The sequence below is a fragment of the Gordonia sp. NPDC003950 genome (assembly GCF_053605205.1).
In genome coordinates, this window is sequence record NZ_JBSGIT010000011.1 from 84,000 (window position 1) to 99,590 (window position 15,591).

General features: G+C 68.1%; 12 protein-coding genes. 2 read left to right on the plus strand and 10 right to left on the minus strand.

What is annotated here, in order from left to right:
* Positions 1-124 precede the first annotated feature (124 nt).
* The 4 genes from ACWETB_RS11830 to ACWETB_RS11845 all read right to left on the minus strand — a co-directional run bounded on the left by ACWETB_RS11830 (position 125) and on the right by ACWETB_RS11845 (position 4,564).
* Positions 125-1,225, minus strand: coding sequence for a GNAT family N-acetyltransferase (locus tag ACWETB_RS11830; protein WP_449744205.1), 1,101 nt, complete (start codon positions 1,223-1,225; stop codon positions 125-127).
* A 100-nt stretch (positions 1,226-1,325) separates the two neighbouring features.
* Positions 1,326-2,441: a ferredoxin reductase gene (locus tag ACWETB_RS11835; protein ID WP_452211279.1), complete on the minus strand. Its 1,116-nt coding sequence runs from the start codon at positions 2,439-2,441 to the stop codon at positions 1,326-1,328.
* Between the two features lie 119 nt (positions 2,442-2,560).
* Positions 2,561-3,055, minus strand: coding sequence for a DUF6912 family protein (locus tag ACWETB_RS11840; protein ID WP_348809238.1), 495 nt, complete (start codon positions 3,053-3,055; stop codon positions 2,561-2,563).
* Positions 3,056-3,136: 81 nt separating this feature from the next.
* Positions 3,137-4,564 (minus strand): wax ester/triacylglycerol synthase domain-containing protein, encoded by a 1,428-nt coding sequence (locus ACWETB_RS11845; RefSeq protein ID WP_449744204.1) that lies wholly within the window; start codon positions 4,562-4,564, stop codon positions 3,137-3,139.
* A gap of 164 nt (positions 4,565-4,728) precedes the next feature.
* On the opposite strand from ACWETB_RS11845, the gene ACWETB_RS11850 reads away from it, so the two are divergent.
* A complete protein-coding gene (locus ACWETB_RS11850; RefSeq protein ID WP_348809236.1) occupies positions 4,729-5,805 on the plus strand; it encodes a 2,3-butanediol dehydrogenase in 1,077 nt (358 codons plus the stop codon).
* A 7-nt stretch (positions 5,806-5,812) separates the two neighbouring features.
* On the opposite strand, the gene ACWETB_RS11855 is transcribed toward ACWETB_RS11850, so the two are convergent.
* The 3 genes from ACWETB_RS11855 to hpf all read right to left on the minus strand — a co-directional run bounded on the left by ACWETB_RS11855 (position 5,813) and on the right by hpf (position 10,246).
* The gene (locus ACWETB_RS11855) at positions 5,813-6,442 is read right to left on the minus strand and encodes an Rv3235 family protein (protein ID WP_452211282.1); all 630 of its coding nucleotides are present in this window, start codon (positions 6,440-6,442) and stop codon (positions 5,813-5,815) included.
* Positions 6,443-6,509: 67 nt separating this feature from the next.
* The gene (secA, locus tag ACWETB_RS11860) at positions 6,510-9,350 is read right to left on the minus strand and encodes a preprotein translocase subunit SecA (RefSeq protein WP_348809234.1); all 2,841 of its coding nucleotides are present in this window, start codon (positions 9,348-9,350) and stop codon (positions 6,510-6,512) included.
* A gap of 143 nt (positions 9,351-9,493) precedes the next feature.
* Positions 9,494-10,246 (minus strand): ribosome hibernation-promoting factor, HPF/YfiA family, encoded by a 753-nt coding sequence (gene hpf / locus ACWETB_RS11865; RefSeq protein WP_348809233.1) that lies wholly within the window; start codon positions 10,244-10,246, stop codon positions 9,494-9,496.
* Positions 10,247-10,714: 468 nt separating this feature from the next.
* On the opposite strand from hpf, the gene ACWETB_RS11870 reads away from it, so the two are divergent.
* Positions 10,715-11,404, plus strand: coding sequence for a ComF family protein (locus ACWETB_RS11870; protein ID WP_348804488.1), 690 nt, complete (start codon positions 10,715-10,717; stop codon positions 11,402-11,404).
* A gap of 4 nt (positions 11,405-11,408) precedes the next feature.
* On the opposite strand, the gene lpqB is transcribed toward ACWETB_RS11870, so the two are convergent.
* The 3 genes from lpqB to mtrA are packed head-to-tail and all read right to left on the minus strand — an operon-like array spanning position 11,409 to position 15,533.
* Positions 11,409-13,196: an MtrAB system accessory lipoprotein LpqB gene (lpqB, locus tag ACWETB_RS11875; protein WP_452211285.1), complete on the minus strand. Its 1,788-nt coding sequence runs from the start codon at positions 13,194-13,196 to the stop codon at positions 11,409-11,411.
* Positions 13,189-14,850, minus strand: coding sequence for an MtrAB system histidine kinase MtrB (gene mtrB / locus ACWETB_RS11880; protein WP_348804489.1), 1,662 nt, complete (start codon positions 14,848-14,850; stop codon positions 13,189-13,191). Before mtrB ends, lpqB begins: the two co-directional genes overlap by 8 nt.
* A complete protein-coding gene (gene mtrA / locus ACWETB_RS11885; RefSeq protein WP_348804580.1) occupies positions 14,847-15,533 on the minus strand; it encodes an MtrAB system response regulator MtrA in 687 nt (228 codons plus the stop codon). Before mtrA ends, mtrB begins: the two co-directional genes overlap by 4 nt.
* Positions 15,534-15,591: the final 58 nt, after the last annotated feature.

Consider the following 15,591-nt stretch of genomic DNA (forward strand, 5'->3'; position numbering starts at 1 on the left):
GCCTACGGCTACGTTTCCGTAACTTACGACAGCGTAGGTTGTCGTCGGGCGTGGTGTCCAGCGATGGCAATGAACGATGGTGAGGTGTGGCGCGGACCACCGGGCGGTCCGCGCCGGGGGCGGATCAGTCCCGCAGCAGCTCGTATCCGACGAGGTCCTCGATGCGCCCGTCGGAGCTGGCCGCGAGGGGCTGGGTCCCGAACTCGTGGAATCCGGCGCGCAACGCGAGCTTCTTGCTGCCCTCGTTGGAGTCGGCGGCGAACATCGTCAGCCGGCGCAGCCCGAGCACATCGAAGCTGTGCCGGACCGCCGCCGGGAACGTCTCCCCCAGCACGCCGAGACCGCGGGATTCGGGATGGGTGTAGAAGCCGGCCTCGGCACCGACGACGGGATCGATCTTGAACAGCGAGATGTCGGCCATGTACTTGTCGGTCTCGCGGTCGGCGACCGCCCAGGTGCAGGTCTGCCCGCACGCGGCGGTCCACCACTTGCGGGTGCGTTCGGCGGCGGCATGCTCGACGGTCAGCGGATCGGGACGGCCGAACAGGTATTTGCGTGAGATCGGGTCGTCGAGGGTCTCCCGGATCCGCTCGTCGTCCTTGACCTCCAGGGGCCGCAACCGGAACCGTTCGGTCTCGAAAGTCGTTGCATGCCAGGTAGTTTTGGGGTCGAAGCTGTCGCCGGCATGCCACTTGCCGCACCACGCGTCGACGACGCCGCTGTTCATCTCCAGCCAGTCCGGCAGCCGCCCCACCAGGGTGAAGCCTGCGGCGTGGGCGGCCTTCAGGCTCGACAGGTTGCCCTCGGCCGCCTCCCAGCGCACCACCTCGACGTCACGCTCGGCGACCGCGTACTCCATGGCGAGCACCATCGCCCGACGGACCAGGCCGAGACCACGCGCATCGGGGTGCAGACCGAAACCCATGTCGACGATCCGGCCGGAACCCCGCAGATCCATGCTGCCGATGAATCGGCCCTCGTGTTCGATCGCCCAGATCATGGACTTGCCGTCCCGCCAGCCCTGCAGCGCACCGATGATGAAACGCTCGGCGTCGGATCGGCCATAGGGTGAGGGCATCTTCGCCCAGCGCATCGTCAGCGGGTCGGTGGCGTACCCGACCACTCTCTCGACGTCGTCGGTCTGATGTGCCCGCAGCGTGATGACGCCGTCGGACAGGACCGGCACATCGCTCGTCGTCGTCAGTTCGATCAGTTCGGCTCGCACGCGGATCTCCTCCGTGGTCGACAGCGTCGCCCATCGAGCCTAACCCGTCGGCGGGGACGGCGGCGCGAACACCGGTATCGACCCCCGGTCGCGATGCGTGTCAGACGTCGATCGTGCAGTCCCCGGCCGCGGCGCTCACGCAGGTCTGGATGCGTTCCCCCTCGACGTGTTCGGCGCCGGACCGCAGGTCACGCACGCAGCCCTTGTCGAGCATCACCACGCAACTCTGGCAGATCCCCATCCGGCAGCCGAACGGCATGATGACCGCGGCCGACTCGCCGGCCTCGAGCAGGGTCGTCGCCCCGTCGACCTCTACGCTGCGGCCGGCCCGTCCGAAGGTCACCGTGCCGCCCTGTGCCCCCACGGCCCCGCGTTCGAGGGCGAACCGCTCGATGTGCAGGTTCCCGGCGACCCCGGCGGAATCGAAGGCCCCGGTCAGCATCTCCAGGAAGCCCGACGGCCCGCACGCCCAGGTGGCCCGCCCGGTCCAGTCCGGACACAGGGTGGTCAGATCGGCGGGGGTGAGTTTCCCGTCGACCCGGGTGTGGCGGACGTGCAGGTCGATCATCCCGGACGCGGCGAGGTCGTCGAGTTCGGTGGCGAACAGCAGACTCTCCGGCGTCGGGGTGGAGTGGATCAGCGTGATGTCGGTGCGCTGATGACGATGGGTCATGGTCCGCAGCATCGAGATGATCGGCGTGAGGCCACTGCCCGCGGTGGCGAAGAGGATCTTCGGTGGCAGCGGATCCGGCAGGACGAACTCCCCCTGCGGGGCGGCCAGCCGGACGATCGTGCCCGGTGTCAGTCCGTTGACCAGATGCGAGGACAGGAATCCCTCGGGCATCGCCTTCACCGTGATGGCGACGAGGCCGTTGGTCCGGGTGGTGTCGGGCACCGAGGTGAGCGAGTACGACCGCCAGGTCCAGCGGCCGTCGACGAGGACGCCGATGCCGATGTACTGGCCCGGGGCGTAGTCGAAGGTGAATCCCCAGCCCGGCCGGATGCGGATGGTCGCCGTGTCATCGGTCTCCCGGGTGACCGACTCGATCCGGCCGCGCAGTTCACGCGCCGACCACAGCGGATTCGCCAGATGCAGATAGTCGTCGGGCAGCAGCGGAGTGGTCATCCGCGCCACGGCGGCGCGCACCCACTGGCCGGCCCGGCTGCGTGCCGCGATTCCCGATACCGGCGCCTCGAAGCGATCCCGGATGCCCATCGATCACCGTCCTCTAGTTCTCGATCCGTGCGCCCCGACCGACGATCGAGGCGTAACCTACGCACCCGTAGGTTACGCCACCGAAACCTGATCCGCGATGGCGGTCCGGGGAGCAGGACTCAGAGCAACTCGAGCAGGAACGGCAGCTCCTGCGTGGCATACCAGGCGAGATCGAAGTCCTCGACGTCGCCGACGGCGAGTTCGGCGTCCTCGTCACCGAGATCGGCGGCATCGATCACCTCGACGGCCGTCCGCACCGCCGGCTCGGCGTCGGTGCCGTCGACGTGCACCGAGGCGATCGAGGTCCGCGGGATCGGGCCCGCCACCCGCACCACCGCGACGTCGAGATCGGGCCGCAGCGTGGCATCGGAGACGTCGGCGGCCACCACCACCCGCCGGATCGGCAGCTCCGAGGAATCGTCGGCGAGCAACCGCAGCGACGCCCGCGCGGCCTCCCGCATGGCGACCTCGGCGAGTTCCTCGTCGTCGCCGGCGAGGAACGACTCCCGCAGCGCCGGGGTGAGTGCGAACCCGGTGCCACTGACCGGCGTGAACTCCCCCGTCGACTGCAGCGCCGTCAGCATCGTCAACGTCGCCGGAAAATAGACCCTCATCGCCACACCTCGTCACACTCGCCGCCGCTGCGCCACACGCCGATCAGCGTAGGAGACGCCCCGACCGGCCGCCGGTCCGGGTCAGTCGGCACCGACGAGTTCCTCGAACGACTCGGTGACGTAGTCGGCCAGCGCCGGCAGGTCGGCGATGACGCCCCGGTCGGCGGTGAAGGCGAACCGCAACGCTCCGGCATACTCCACGACGCCGATCGACAGCGAATGCCCGGCCACCAGCCCGGGAATCGAGTAGATGCCGGATACCTTGCGCCCCAACACATACCGATCGGCGACGGGTGCGGCCCCGATGGCGATCGGGACGTTGTAACCGCGCTTTCCCCACGACCGGAACGCCCACGAACCCAGCTCGGGGAAGGGCACCACGCCCAGCTCCGACAGGATCGGGCGAGGCCCCTGGGTGACCCGCCGCGACGACTGCGAGTACCGATCGGCCAGCCCGGCCACCTGCGCGAGTCGCACGGTCGGGTTGTCCTCCCCGATCGGCAGATCGGTGACGAAACCCGGCGCGCCGACGTCGACCCACCGATCACCGGCTTCGGCGGAGGTGATCACCCCGGGATCGCGGGTGGTCAACGGGATCTCCACCCGCACGGTGCCGGTGATGGGGGCGGCCACGTCGTAGGACAGCAGCCACCGCCGCAGGACGCCGCCGATGATCGCCAGCACCACGTCGTTGACCGTGCAGCCGTGCCGCTCGGCGATCTTCGCGCAGTCCCGCCGGGGCACCGAGGCCACCGCGAACATCTGCGACGAGGTTCCCGGTGCGTCCAGCGGGCTCGACGGCGTCGAGTCGGTCACCTGGGCCAGCAGGTCTCCCACCCGGTCGACGGTGAAACCGACCAGCGAGCGGACCCCGCCGATGACACCGTTGCCGGCGACGACCGACTCGAACAACTCACCGGGACGCGACACCGCCTCGGCGACCGCCCCGATCGCCAGCGCGGCGGCGCCCGGGGGATGGCCGGGCATCCACACGTCGGGATCGAGGTGGCGGACCTGCGCCGATTCGTCGGTGATCACCTCCGACATCTCCGGCCCGTACGTGTCGACGAGGCATCGATGGGTCTTGGTGAGGAGGGCATGGCCGCCGTCGCCGAGACCTTCGATCAGATACATCTCCCACAGTGGCCGCGAGCGGTCGAGCGGCCGCGACATCACCCGGGCGATCAGATCGGCGAGATCGCCCATCGAACCGGGACGCGGCAGACCGGATCGCCGGATGTGGAAGTTGATGTCGAAATCGGGGTCGTCGGCCCACACCGGCCGGGCCAGACCCAGCGTCACCGGGCACACGACCTGCCGGTAGCGCGGCGCGATCTGCAGTCGGTTCTCCACCAGCGACACCAGCGACGGGTAATCGACGGGGGGTGTCTGATCGGCCTGCTCCGACGACGCCTCGTCGACGACGAGCAGTGCGCCCAGATGACTCGTGGCCCCCGTCGGATCCATGAAGTAGTACATCGCCTCACGCGGGGACAGCCGATTGACCACGTCGCCGATCCTAGGACATGTCTAACACTTCCCTTCGCGAGCGGTTGCCGTCGCAGCCCCCGCTGCAACTCCCGGCAACGCTTGACTCTCCGCCGCGACGGCGGTTTGACTCCGGGGATGCGGTGGTCATCGCCGAGCGCCGCACCCGATCAAAGGAGATCTCCATGCGTGCAGCCCGCTACTACGATCGCGGCGACATCCGGATCGAGGACATCGACGAACCCGTGGTGACACCGGGCACCGTCGGCATCGACGTGGCCTGGTGCGGCATCTGCGGAACCGACCTGCACGAGTATGCCGACGGCCCGATCTTCATCCCACCGGCCGGGCATCCGCAGCCGATCAGTGGGGAAAGCGCGCCGGTGACGCTCGGCCACGAGATGTCGGGGGTGGTGTACGCCGTGGGCGACGGCGTCGACGACGTCGCGGTCGGCGATCACGTGGTGGTCGAGCCCTACATCATCGGCGAGGGAGTCGACACCGGACCCGACAGTCACGACTATCACCTGTCGGCGGACATGAACTTCATCGGCCTCGGCGGATGCGGCGGCGGGCTGGGCGAGAAGATCGTGGTGAAACGTCGCTGGGTACATCCGATCTCGCCGACGATCCCGCTCGATCAGGCGGCCCTGATCGAACCGCTCTCGGTGGGTTTCCACGCCGTGGAACGCAGCGGTGCGCGCAGCGGCGACACCGCGTTCATCACCGGGGCCGGACCGATCGGGTTGCTCACCGCGGCGGTGTGCAAGGCCGAAGGGGTGAGGACCATCATCAGCGAACCGAGTTCGCTGCGCCGTCAGAAGGCACTCGACGCCAAGGTCGCCGACCATGTGATCGACCCGTCCGCCGAGGACGTCGCCGCGCGCGTGCGTGCGATCACCGACGGTCGGGGCGCCGATGTCGGCTTCGAATGCACGTCGGTCCAGCCCGGTCTGGACGCCCTCGTCGATGCCCTGGCACCCCGGGGCGTGGCGGTGGTGGTGTCGATCTGGAGCCATCCCGGATCGATCGACATGCAGAGACTGGTGCTCAAGGAACTCGACGTGCGCGGCACCATCGCCTACGTCAATAGTCATCCGGCGACGATCCGACTGGTCGAGGAGGGCCGAATCGACCTGGCACCGTTCATCACCGGACGCATCGGCCTCGACAACCTCGTCGACGACGGATTCGACACGTTGCTCCATCACAACGAGACCGCCGTGAAGATCCTCGTCTCCCCGTCCGGGGCGGGCCTCTAGACCACGCTCACGTGAGCGCGAATTCCACCAGCCGCCAACGGTATGCGACGCGCACCGGGATCGTGGGGCGATTGCGTGTGGGCGCCTGGCGAACCCGGCACGGCACCCGTTCGATCCGGCCGGCAAAGGCCCGCACCCGGCGTCCCCGCTCGTAGCTGCCGAAGATCTCCGCGGTGGTGGCATCGCGCATCTGGATGTGGACGCGCCGGACATGTGCCGCCACACCGACGCCCGCCGGATCGGTATGCGCGAGATCGGCCCGCACCAACGTGTCGACGTGTTCGACGAGGTGCGCCGACATCACCGGTTCGAGGTGATGGGCGGGGCGTCGCCGGTCGATCACCTCGAACACGGCGGTGATGATCGCGATGGCGAAGCGACGCGCCTCGATCGTCGCCGCCGGTACGCCGACGGGCGCCCGCCGCGCCGGCGCAACCGGGGGCGGTGGCGCCGACGCGAGCACCGCGGTGGTGTCGCCGGCGCTGCTGGGCACGCCGACGGGTTCACACGCCGGCGCCGGGACGATCTCCAGTCGTACGGGCGGGCCGTCGGGATCAGGTCTGTCGCGATCAGGCCTTGGGTCGGCGGCGGCGTGCGGTGCCGGGGGTTGCTGGGTCCGGATGAAAGTGCGCGTCATGCAAGATCGGACGCAGCGCACGCCCTTTCGGTTCCATCCGTTGCGAAGTTTTTTTCGCGGGCGTCCCTCAGCGGCGCTTCTTCTTGGATTTCGGCGGCTTGCCACCCGTGGTCTTGCCCTGGGCGCGGGCCGCGGCGCGACGCTCACGCCGCGTCGCCGACACCAGTGCCGGATCCTCGAGTTCGTCGGCCTCGCTGTGCACGACGGTCGATCCGTCCTCGTCGGGACCGGAGTAGCTGATTTCCGACTCATCCGGGGCCGAGTCGGACACCCCGACCGCCCGTAGTGCCGGTGGTGCCTGACGCGCGGCGGTATTCGCGGACCCGTTCCCGGCGGCGGCACCGGCCAGTGCCGGGGCCGGCTCGCGGCGGGTCGCGGCGGCCGGTGCGGGTACCGGCGGGGCCTCGGTCTGCACCTGCACGTTGAACAGGAACTGCAGCGTCTCCTCTTTCAGGCCCTCGAGCATGCCGCTGAACATGTCGTAGCCCTCGCGCTGATACTCCACGACGGGGTCACGCTGGGCCATCGACCGCAGGTGGATGCCCTCCCGCAGGTAGTCCATTTCGTAGAGGTGATCGCGCCACTTGCGGTCGAGGACGCTGAGCAGGATGGTGCGTTCGAGTTGACGCATCGCGCCCTCGCCGGCGACCTCGGTGATCTGCTCTTCGCGGCCCTCGTAGGCGGCCTGCGCGTCGGCGATGAGGATGGTCTTGAGTTCCTCGGCGGAGATGTCGTCACGCTCGCCGTACTCGTTCTCGCCGACGACCTCCTTCGGATCGAGGTCGACCGGGTAGAGGGTCTTCAGTGCCGACCACAATTCGTCGAGATCCCAGTCCTCGGCGTACCCGACCTCGGTCGCGCCGTCGACGTAGGCGCCGACGACCTCGGCGATCATCTCCAGGATCTGTTCCCGGTGATCGGTGCCCTCGAGGATGGTGCGGCGCTCGGCGTAGATCACCTTGCGCTGCTCGTTCATCACCTCGTCGTACTTGAGGACGTTCTTGCGGACCTCGAAGTTCTGCTGCTCGACCTGCGTCTGGGCACTGCGGATGGCCTTGGTGACCATCTTGGCCTCGATCGGCACGTCGTCGGGCAGATTGACCCGGTTCATGATGGATTCGAGGGCGGCACCGTTGAATCGGCGCATGAGTTCATCGCCGAGGGAGAGGTAGAACCGCGACTCGCCGGGGTCACCCTGACGGCCGGACCGGCCACGCAGCTGGTTGTCGATGCGGCGGGATTCGTGCCGTTCGGTGCCGAGCACGTAGAGACCGCCGGCGTCGCGGACCTTCTCGGCCTCCTCGGCGGCGTCGGTACGCGCGGTCTCGATGGCCTCTTCCCACGCCTCCTCGTACTGATCCGGGGTGGAGACCGGGTCGAGTCCGGCCTTGCGCAGCCGGATGTCGGCGATGATGTCGGGGTTGCCACCGAGCACGACGTCGGTGCCGCGACCGGCCATGTTGGTGGCGACGGTGACCGCGCCGGTGCGTCCGGCCTCGGCGACGATCTGGGCTTCTTGCTCGTGGAACTTGGCGTTGAGCACGTTGTGCGGGATGTCGCGCTTCTTGAGTTGGCGTGACAAGTATTCCGACCGCTCGACGCTGGTGGTACCGATGAGCACCGGCTGACCCAGCTCGTGCCGCTCGGTGATGTCGTCGACGACCGCGGCGAACTTGGCCTCTTCGGTCTTGTAGATGAGGTCGCCCTGGTCCTTGCGGATCATCGGCTTGTTGGTCGGGATCGGCAGCACCCCGAGCTTGTAGATCTGGTCGAACTCGGCGGCCTCGGTCTCGGCGGTACCCGTCATGCCGGCGAGCTTGTCGTACATGCGGAAGTAGTTCTGCAGGGTGATCGTCGCCAGGGTCTGGTTCTCGGCCTTGATCTCGACGCGTTCCTTCGCCTCGATGGCCTGGTGCAGGCCCTCGTTGAAGCGCCGGCCGTCGAGCACACGACCGGTGAACTCGTCGACGATGAGGACCTCACCGTTGCGGACGATGTAGTCCTTGTCGCGGTGGAACAGTTCCTTGACCTTGATGGCGTTGTTCAGGTAGCTGACCAGCGTCGAGTTCGCGGTGTCGTAGAGATTGTCGATGCCGAGTTGATCCTCGACGAACTCCACGCCCGCCTCGTGGACACCGATGGTCTTCTTCTTGATGTCGACCTCGTAGTGCACGTCACGCTCGAGCAGCGGCGCGATGCGGGCGAACTCGACGTACCACTTGCTCGATCCCTCGGTCGGGCCGGAGATGATCAGCGGGGTGCGGGCCTCGTCGATGAGGATCGAGTCGACCTCGTCGACGATGGCGAAGGTGTGGCCGCGCTGGACGAGATCGTCGAGGGAATGCGCCATGTTGTCGCGCAGGTAGTCGAAGCCGAACTCGTTGTTGGTGCCGTAGGTGATGTCGGCGGCGTAGGCCTCGCGACGCTGGTCCGGGGTCATCCCGGTGAGGATCACCGCGGTGTCCAGGCCCAGGAAGCGGTGGACGCGGCCCATCCACTCCGAGTCGCGCTTGGCCAGGTAGTCGTTGACGGTGACGACGTGCACGCCGTCGCCGGAGATGGCGTTGAGGTAGGCGGGCAGCACACAGGTGAGGGTCTTGCCCTCACCGGTCTTCATCTCGGCGATGTTGCCGTAGTGCAGGGCCGCGCCACCCATGATCTGCACGTGGAAGTGCTTCTGGTCGAGCACGCGCCAGGCCGCCTCCCGGGCGACCGCGAAGGCCTCCGGCAACAGTTCGTCGAGCGACTCGCCGTCGGCGTGGCGTTCCTTGAATTCGGCTGTCTTCGCCTGCAATTCGTCGTCGCTGAGCGCCTCGACCTCGTCGGAGAGTGATTCGACGTGCGATGCGATGGCATCGAGTCGCTTGACCATGCGGCCTTCACCGACGCGCAGCAGCTTGTTCAGCACCGTGGATCGAGTCCCTAACTCATGTCGACAAACGTGGAGAACCGGCCTGCGCAGCGCACAGACCGGTTCTCATGGTACCGAGGTCGCCTGAGGACCAACTGATCGGCCGGTGTGCCGACCAGCGAGTCCTCGGCTCGATCGGGTCAGGCCAGACGGATCAGGCCGTAATCGAATGCATGCCGCCGGTAGACCACCGAGGGCTTGTCGGTCTCCTTGTCATGGAACAGGAAGAAGTCGTGTCCGACGAGTTCCATCTCGTACAGCGCGTCGTCGACGGTCATCGGCACCGCTTGATGCTCCTTGACACGAACGATCTGCCCTGGCGTGCGCTCGGCGACCCCGTCATCCCACTGCGGTTCCGCGGAATCCGGGAGCGGCCCGTCCACCGACAGCTGGTTGTCCTTCAGCGGTGGGGCGCCGACCTCGGTCGCCTCGGCCACCGAGATGGGACGCCGATTACCGTAGTGCACCTTGCGGCGGTCCTTCACCCGACGCAACCGGGACTCGATCTTGTCGAGTGCCGACTCGAGAGCGGAGTAGAAGTTCTCGCCGTGCGCCTGGGCGCGGACCACCGGGCCCTTGCCTGCCGCGGTGATCTCCACCTGCTGACAGACCTTGGACTGCCGACGGTTGCGTTCGTGGTTCAGCTCGACGTCGAAGCGAATGATGCTGGGGTCATACCGTTCGAGTCGCGCGAGCTTGTCGCCGACGTAAATCCGGTAATGGTCAGGGATGTCGACGTTGCGACCACTGAACACCACTGTCGCGGTGGGTTCGGCGGGTTCTTCCGACTCGACGGTCCCGGGGGGAACGACAAATGCGGAATCGTTGTCGTAGTCGTCGACCGCGGCGACCTTGGATTCGCGCTGGCCCTTGCGGTGGATGACAGATGACATTCAACTACCTCCTGGAAAGTGCGCCCCCACGATGCCGCGAACCCGGCGGATCGAACCTCGGACGCCCAAGAGGATGTGAAAATTGTTGGCGCCCTGCGTATTCGACGATTCTGGTGTTCGCCCGGCAGTGAAGGAGCAGGAACCGAGTCAGTACCGACCGACGGTCGGCACCCATGACGCAGATGGCCTCACCTCCCGCGCGAACCACATCCCCGCGGTCCGCGATGACCTGTCAACCTCTTGTACCTTCGACCGTAGTCGGATGTTCGCTCCGCGGCCATGTTTCCGATCAGTGCGTCACAATCTCCCTCTTGAAGAGGGGACGAAGGTCCTCGACGGGGTCGGTCGGGCCCGTCGAACCGTCGGGCCGACGCGCCGCGATCCCCAGATCACCCGCCGTCCCCACCCGCGCCGATGGGCCGGTGCGGACCGACGCGTCACCGCCGACCGACTGTCACACTGGCGCCCGTGTCGGCGACCTCGGACCTGTATGCGGCGCTGCGCCAGATCGTCGTCGACGGCGTCGATCTGGCATTGCCCCGACGCTGCGCCGGCTGCGGCGCGCAGGGCCACGACTGGTGTGAGCAATGCGCGAAAGCAACTTACGACGCCCCGGTGGAGCTGCGTCCCCGGGTACCGATCGACATCCCGGTGTGGGCGGCGGGCCGCTACCGGGGTCCGCTGCGACGGGGGATCCTCGACCTGAAGGAGCATCAACGTCGAGGTCTCGCCGAGCCTCTCGGAGCGCTGCTGGGCTCGGCGCTGATCACCCTGGCCCGCTGGGGTGAGCTCCCCGACGCCCCACGGCTGCATCTGATCCCGGCGCCCACCCGCACCCTGGCCGCCCGTCGACGCGGCGGCGACCCGGTCACCGCGATGACGCGGGTCGCGGCGCGGCGGATCGGCCCGCGCGCCGGGGTGATCAGCGCCCTGGTCACCGCGCCGACCACCCGCGACTCGGCCGGACTTGATGCGCGGGACCGCCGGGACAACCTGCGCGGCCGTATCCGGCTGCGTCGGATCGATCCACTGCCGGTGGGTACGACCGTCCTCGTCGACGACGTGCTCACCACCGGGGCGACCGCCGCGGAATCCGTCCGGGTCCTGCGTGCGCACGGCATCGACATCGCGGCGGTGCTGGTGCTCGCCGGCGCCTGAGTTGTCAGGGGATCACCGGGATCGTGCCCGGCGTCATCGCCGGCTCAACCTCGGTCCAGTACTCGTCGGCCTGGCCGTTGGTGCTGCCCAGGCGCAGCACGCCACGCTGATCGGCGAGGTAGACCGTCGACGAATTCGCCACCACCGCGGTGACCGGCGGTGACACGTTCCCGCTGAGCAATCCCACCGCCGGGGTGCCGTTGATGGACAGTTGCGCCACCGGCGAATCGGTCGCATCCCGCGCGATGACCAGAGTGGTCGGCGACGCCCAGTCGAGCGACACCGCGCGATTGCCGATGTTGTACGCGGCGATCCGCGGCTGCTCGAGGGACAGCTGGCCGTCGTCGTTGGTGGCGATCACCGCGAACAGAACCTGTCCGTCGACGATCATCGCCACGCGCACACCGTCGGGGGCGATCTGCAGTTCGGTGATCGCGCCACGGACCAGACCGGTCACCTGATCTGCGTTGACATCGACGATGCGGGTGGCACCGCCGTCGTCGCGCATCCACTCGATCGGCCGACCGTCGACGACCGACCACACCGTGTTGTCCCCGGACCCGAACGACGGGCGGGTCATCGAGGTCCCGGAGGTGACGGTGACGACGTCGCCGCCGTAGTCGCCGATGGCGAGGTCCCGCCGGGCCGGATCCCCGGCGACCGCGAGGACCGCGGCCACCCGGGAGCCGTCGGGGGCGATCGAGGCCGCACGCACCAGGCGGGAAGTCCCGAGTTCGCCGGTGACCGGTGTCGTTCCGTTGTCGATCACGTCGAGCAGTGCGCCGTCGCGGACGATGTTGAGTCCGACGTCGGTGTTCGGTATCGCGTTCGGATCGAACGACCGGACATCGGCGGTCTGCCATCCCCCGGAGCGGTCGGCGACCAGCGGTGCACCGTCGGCGTTGATCACATACGGTCCGCCGACCTCGGCGCCGCTGAGCGTCCAGACCAGCTGGGCCGCCAGCACGGTCCGATCCCGGACGTCGGGGTTGCCGATGCCGGTGAGATCGATTCGTACGCCACCACCGGGGACCGGGGTGACCGGACCGCGCAACGCCGCACCGGCGGGCAACGCCGAATCCACCGCGGGCGCGAGGTCGGTGGCCGGACCGTTGATCAGTGTGGTGATCAACGCCGTCGGGTCGGAGTCCTGTCCGGAATACATCCAGCGCGGGTCGGTGACGAGATGGGTGCGGGTGCGGTCGGTGAAGTACACCGACACCTGCCGATAGCTGACCTCGAACTGATCCCGGTCGATGAGTGTCTGGTCGGGCAGCGTGCCGTCGATGCGCCATTGATTGTTGACGCGGATCATGGTGATGGTGGCCTCCACCTGCCCGCTCGACGGCAGCAGCTGCCCGTCGGGACGCAGCACACCGACGGTGTCGCCGACGAGCCGCATCCGCACGGCGGTCTCGCTGCGCTGATCGACGTAGGTGTTGATCTTCTCGACGACGATCGAATCGCCGCGGTCGTCCCACTGTGACGCCGAGGCACGGCTGAGGAATTTGCGCGCGGCCGCGTGCGCGTCGGTCGGTGACGCGGACGCCTTGAGGAAGGCCCGGACCAACGCCTCCGGGTCCATGTCCGACTCCGGTTCGGGCACCGAGTTGGTCGGGCCCTCACGTGCGAACGAACTGATCGGTTGGGGTGCGGAATCGTCGGGCACTCCCCCGCACCCGGCGAGCGTCAGCGCGGCCACCACGCCGCACACCGCCACCATCAGCCGACGACGAACCCGACGGGACCGAGCCCGACGGGGAGTGGACGATGCGCGCATCGGCTCAGTCATCGGCATCCTCACGCCCGGCGGTCGTGGTGGCCGCGGTGCGGGGGGCCTTGCCCGACCCCACCGGCTTGAGTGGCAGCGGGCTGCCCAGCACCTTGTGCCCCCGGACCAGCGGCAGCGTGAGACGGAAGCAGGAGCCCTGCCCCGGTTCACCCCACGCCTCGAGTCGTCCCTGATGCAGTCGGGCGTCCTCGATGCTGATCGCCAATCCGAGACCGGTACCGCCGGATCGTCGGAACCGGGACGGATCCGACCGCCAGAACCTGTTGAAGACGAGCTTCTCCTCTCCCGGACGCAGGCCGATGCCCTGATCACGGACGGTGATCGCCACCGCGTCGCCGTCGGAGCGCATGGTCAGCGTCACCGGGCGGCGTTCGCCGTGGTCGATGGCGTTGGCCAGCAGATTGCGCAGGATCCGTTCGACGCGACGGGGATCGATCTCGGCGAGGACCGGTTCGGCCGGAAGATCGAGGACCAGCTCGGTGCCGGTCTCGTCGGCGAGGTGACCGACGGTCGCCAGCGCCGCATCGATGGGGATCGCCATGTCCATGCGTTCGGCGGCGAGTTCGGCCATGCCCGCGTCGTGACGCGAGATCTCGAGCAGTTCGTTCAGCAACGTCTCGAACCGGTCGAGTTCCTTGTCGAGCAGTTCCACCGACCGCCGGCGCACCGGGTCGAGTTCGTCGCGGCCCTCGTAGAGCACATCGCTGGCCATCCGCACCGTCGTCAGCGGCGTGCGCAGTTCGTGGCTGACGTCGGAGGTGAACTGGCGTTGCAGGCCGCCGAATTCCTCGAGGTGGGTGATCTGCTTGGACAGGCTCTCGGCCATGTCGTTGAACGACATGGCCAGTCGTGCCATGTCGTCCTCACCGCGGACCGGCATGCGTTCCTTGAGCCGGCCGTCGGCAAACCGCACCGCGATCCGTGACGCCGACCGCACCGGGATGACGACCTGCCGCGACACCAGCCACGCGATGGCGGCGAGCAGCCCCAACAACACCAGCCCGCCGGTGAGCAGGGTGCCGCGCACCAGGTCGACGGTGTTGCCCTCGGTGGTGAGGGGGAAGACCAGATACAACTCGAGTCCCGGCACCGACGCGTTGGTCGGCGTCCCGATGATCAGCGCGGGCTGTGTCCCGCCACCGGCGGCCGGCACCGACGAGTACTGATAGGCGATCTGCCCGCCGGCCACCATGTCACGCAGATTGCTCGGGATCTCGGTGATCGGACCGACTCCGGTGACCGCGCCGTCGGCCCCGGGCACGATCAGGACGGTGTCGAAGGTGCCGACATTCCCCATCGTCTGCGGGCTGTCGGTGTCTCGGTCGGTCAGCAGCGACCGCGTCTGCCGTAGCCGGTTCTGCACCGACATGTTGGCGTCGCCGCCGGCCAGGTCGCGTTCCACCGCGATGCGGGCACGCTCGACCTCCTCGGTCGCGGCACTGAGTTTCACGTCGAGGAGCCGGTCGGTGATCTGACTCATCAGGACGAACCCGAGGATCAGCAGCACCACCACGGACAGCACCAACGTCGACACCACGACCCGCAACTGCAGGGATCGACGCCAGATCCGGCCGAACACCGAGGCCAGCGAACTCGCCGAGCGGGTGAGTCGCCCGAAGGTGCTGTTGACGCGTCGTCTGTTGCGGCCGATCACGGCGGGCCGGCCTTGTAGCCGACCCCCCTCACCGTCAACACGACCTCCGGGTTCTCCGGATCGGTCTCGACCTTTGCCCGCAACCGCTGGACATGCACGTTGACGAGTCTGGTGTCGGCCGGATGCCGGTAACCCCACACCTGCTCGAGCAGGACATCGCGGGTGAACACCTGACGCGGCTTGCGGGCCAGCGCCACCAGCAGGTCGAACTCGAGCGGCGTCAACGAGATCGGCACGCCGTCGCGGGTGACCTTGTGGGCGGGGACGTCGATCTCGACGGGCCCGATGGACAGCAGTTCGGCCGGCTCCTCGTCGGTCCGGCGCAGCCGGGCGCGTACGCGCGCGACGAGTTCCTTCGGCTTGAACGGTTTGACCATGTAGTCGTCGGCGCCCGATTCGAGGCCGAGCACCACGTCGACGGTGTCGGATTTGGCGGTGAGCATCACGATCGGTACACCGGAGTCGGCGCGCAGGACGCGGCACACGTCAATACCGTTCATCCCCGGCAGCATGAGGTCGAGCAGCACCAGATCGGGCCGGATCTCGCGCACCGCGGTGAGCGCCTGCGTCCCGTCGCCGACGACGAACGGTTCGAAACCCTCACCCCGCAACACGATTGTGAGCATCTCCGCGAGCGCGGCATCATCATCGACGACGAGGATCCGTGGCTTCATGGTGACAATGGTGACACTGTTGTGACCGTCCGGCCATGATCGACGCGCCGGGCGTGCATCGTCGAGC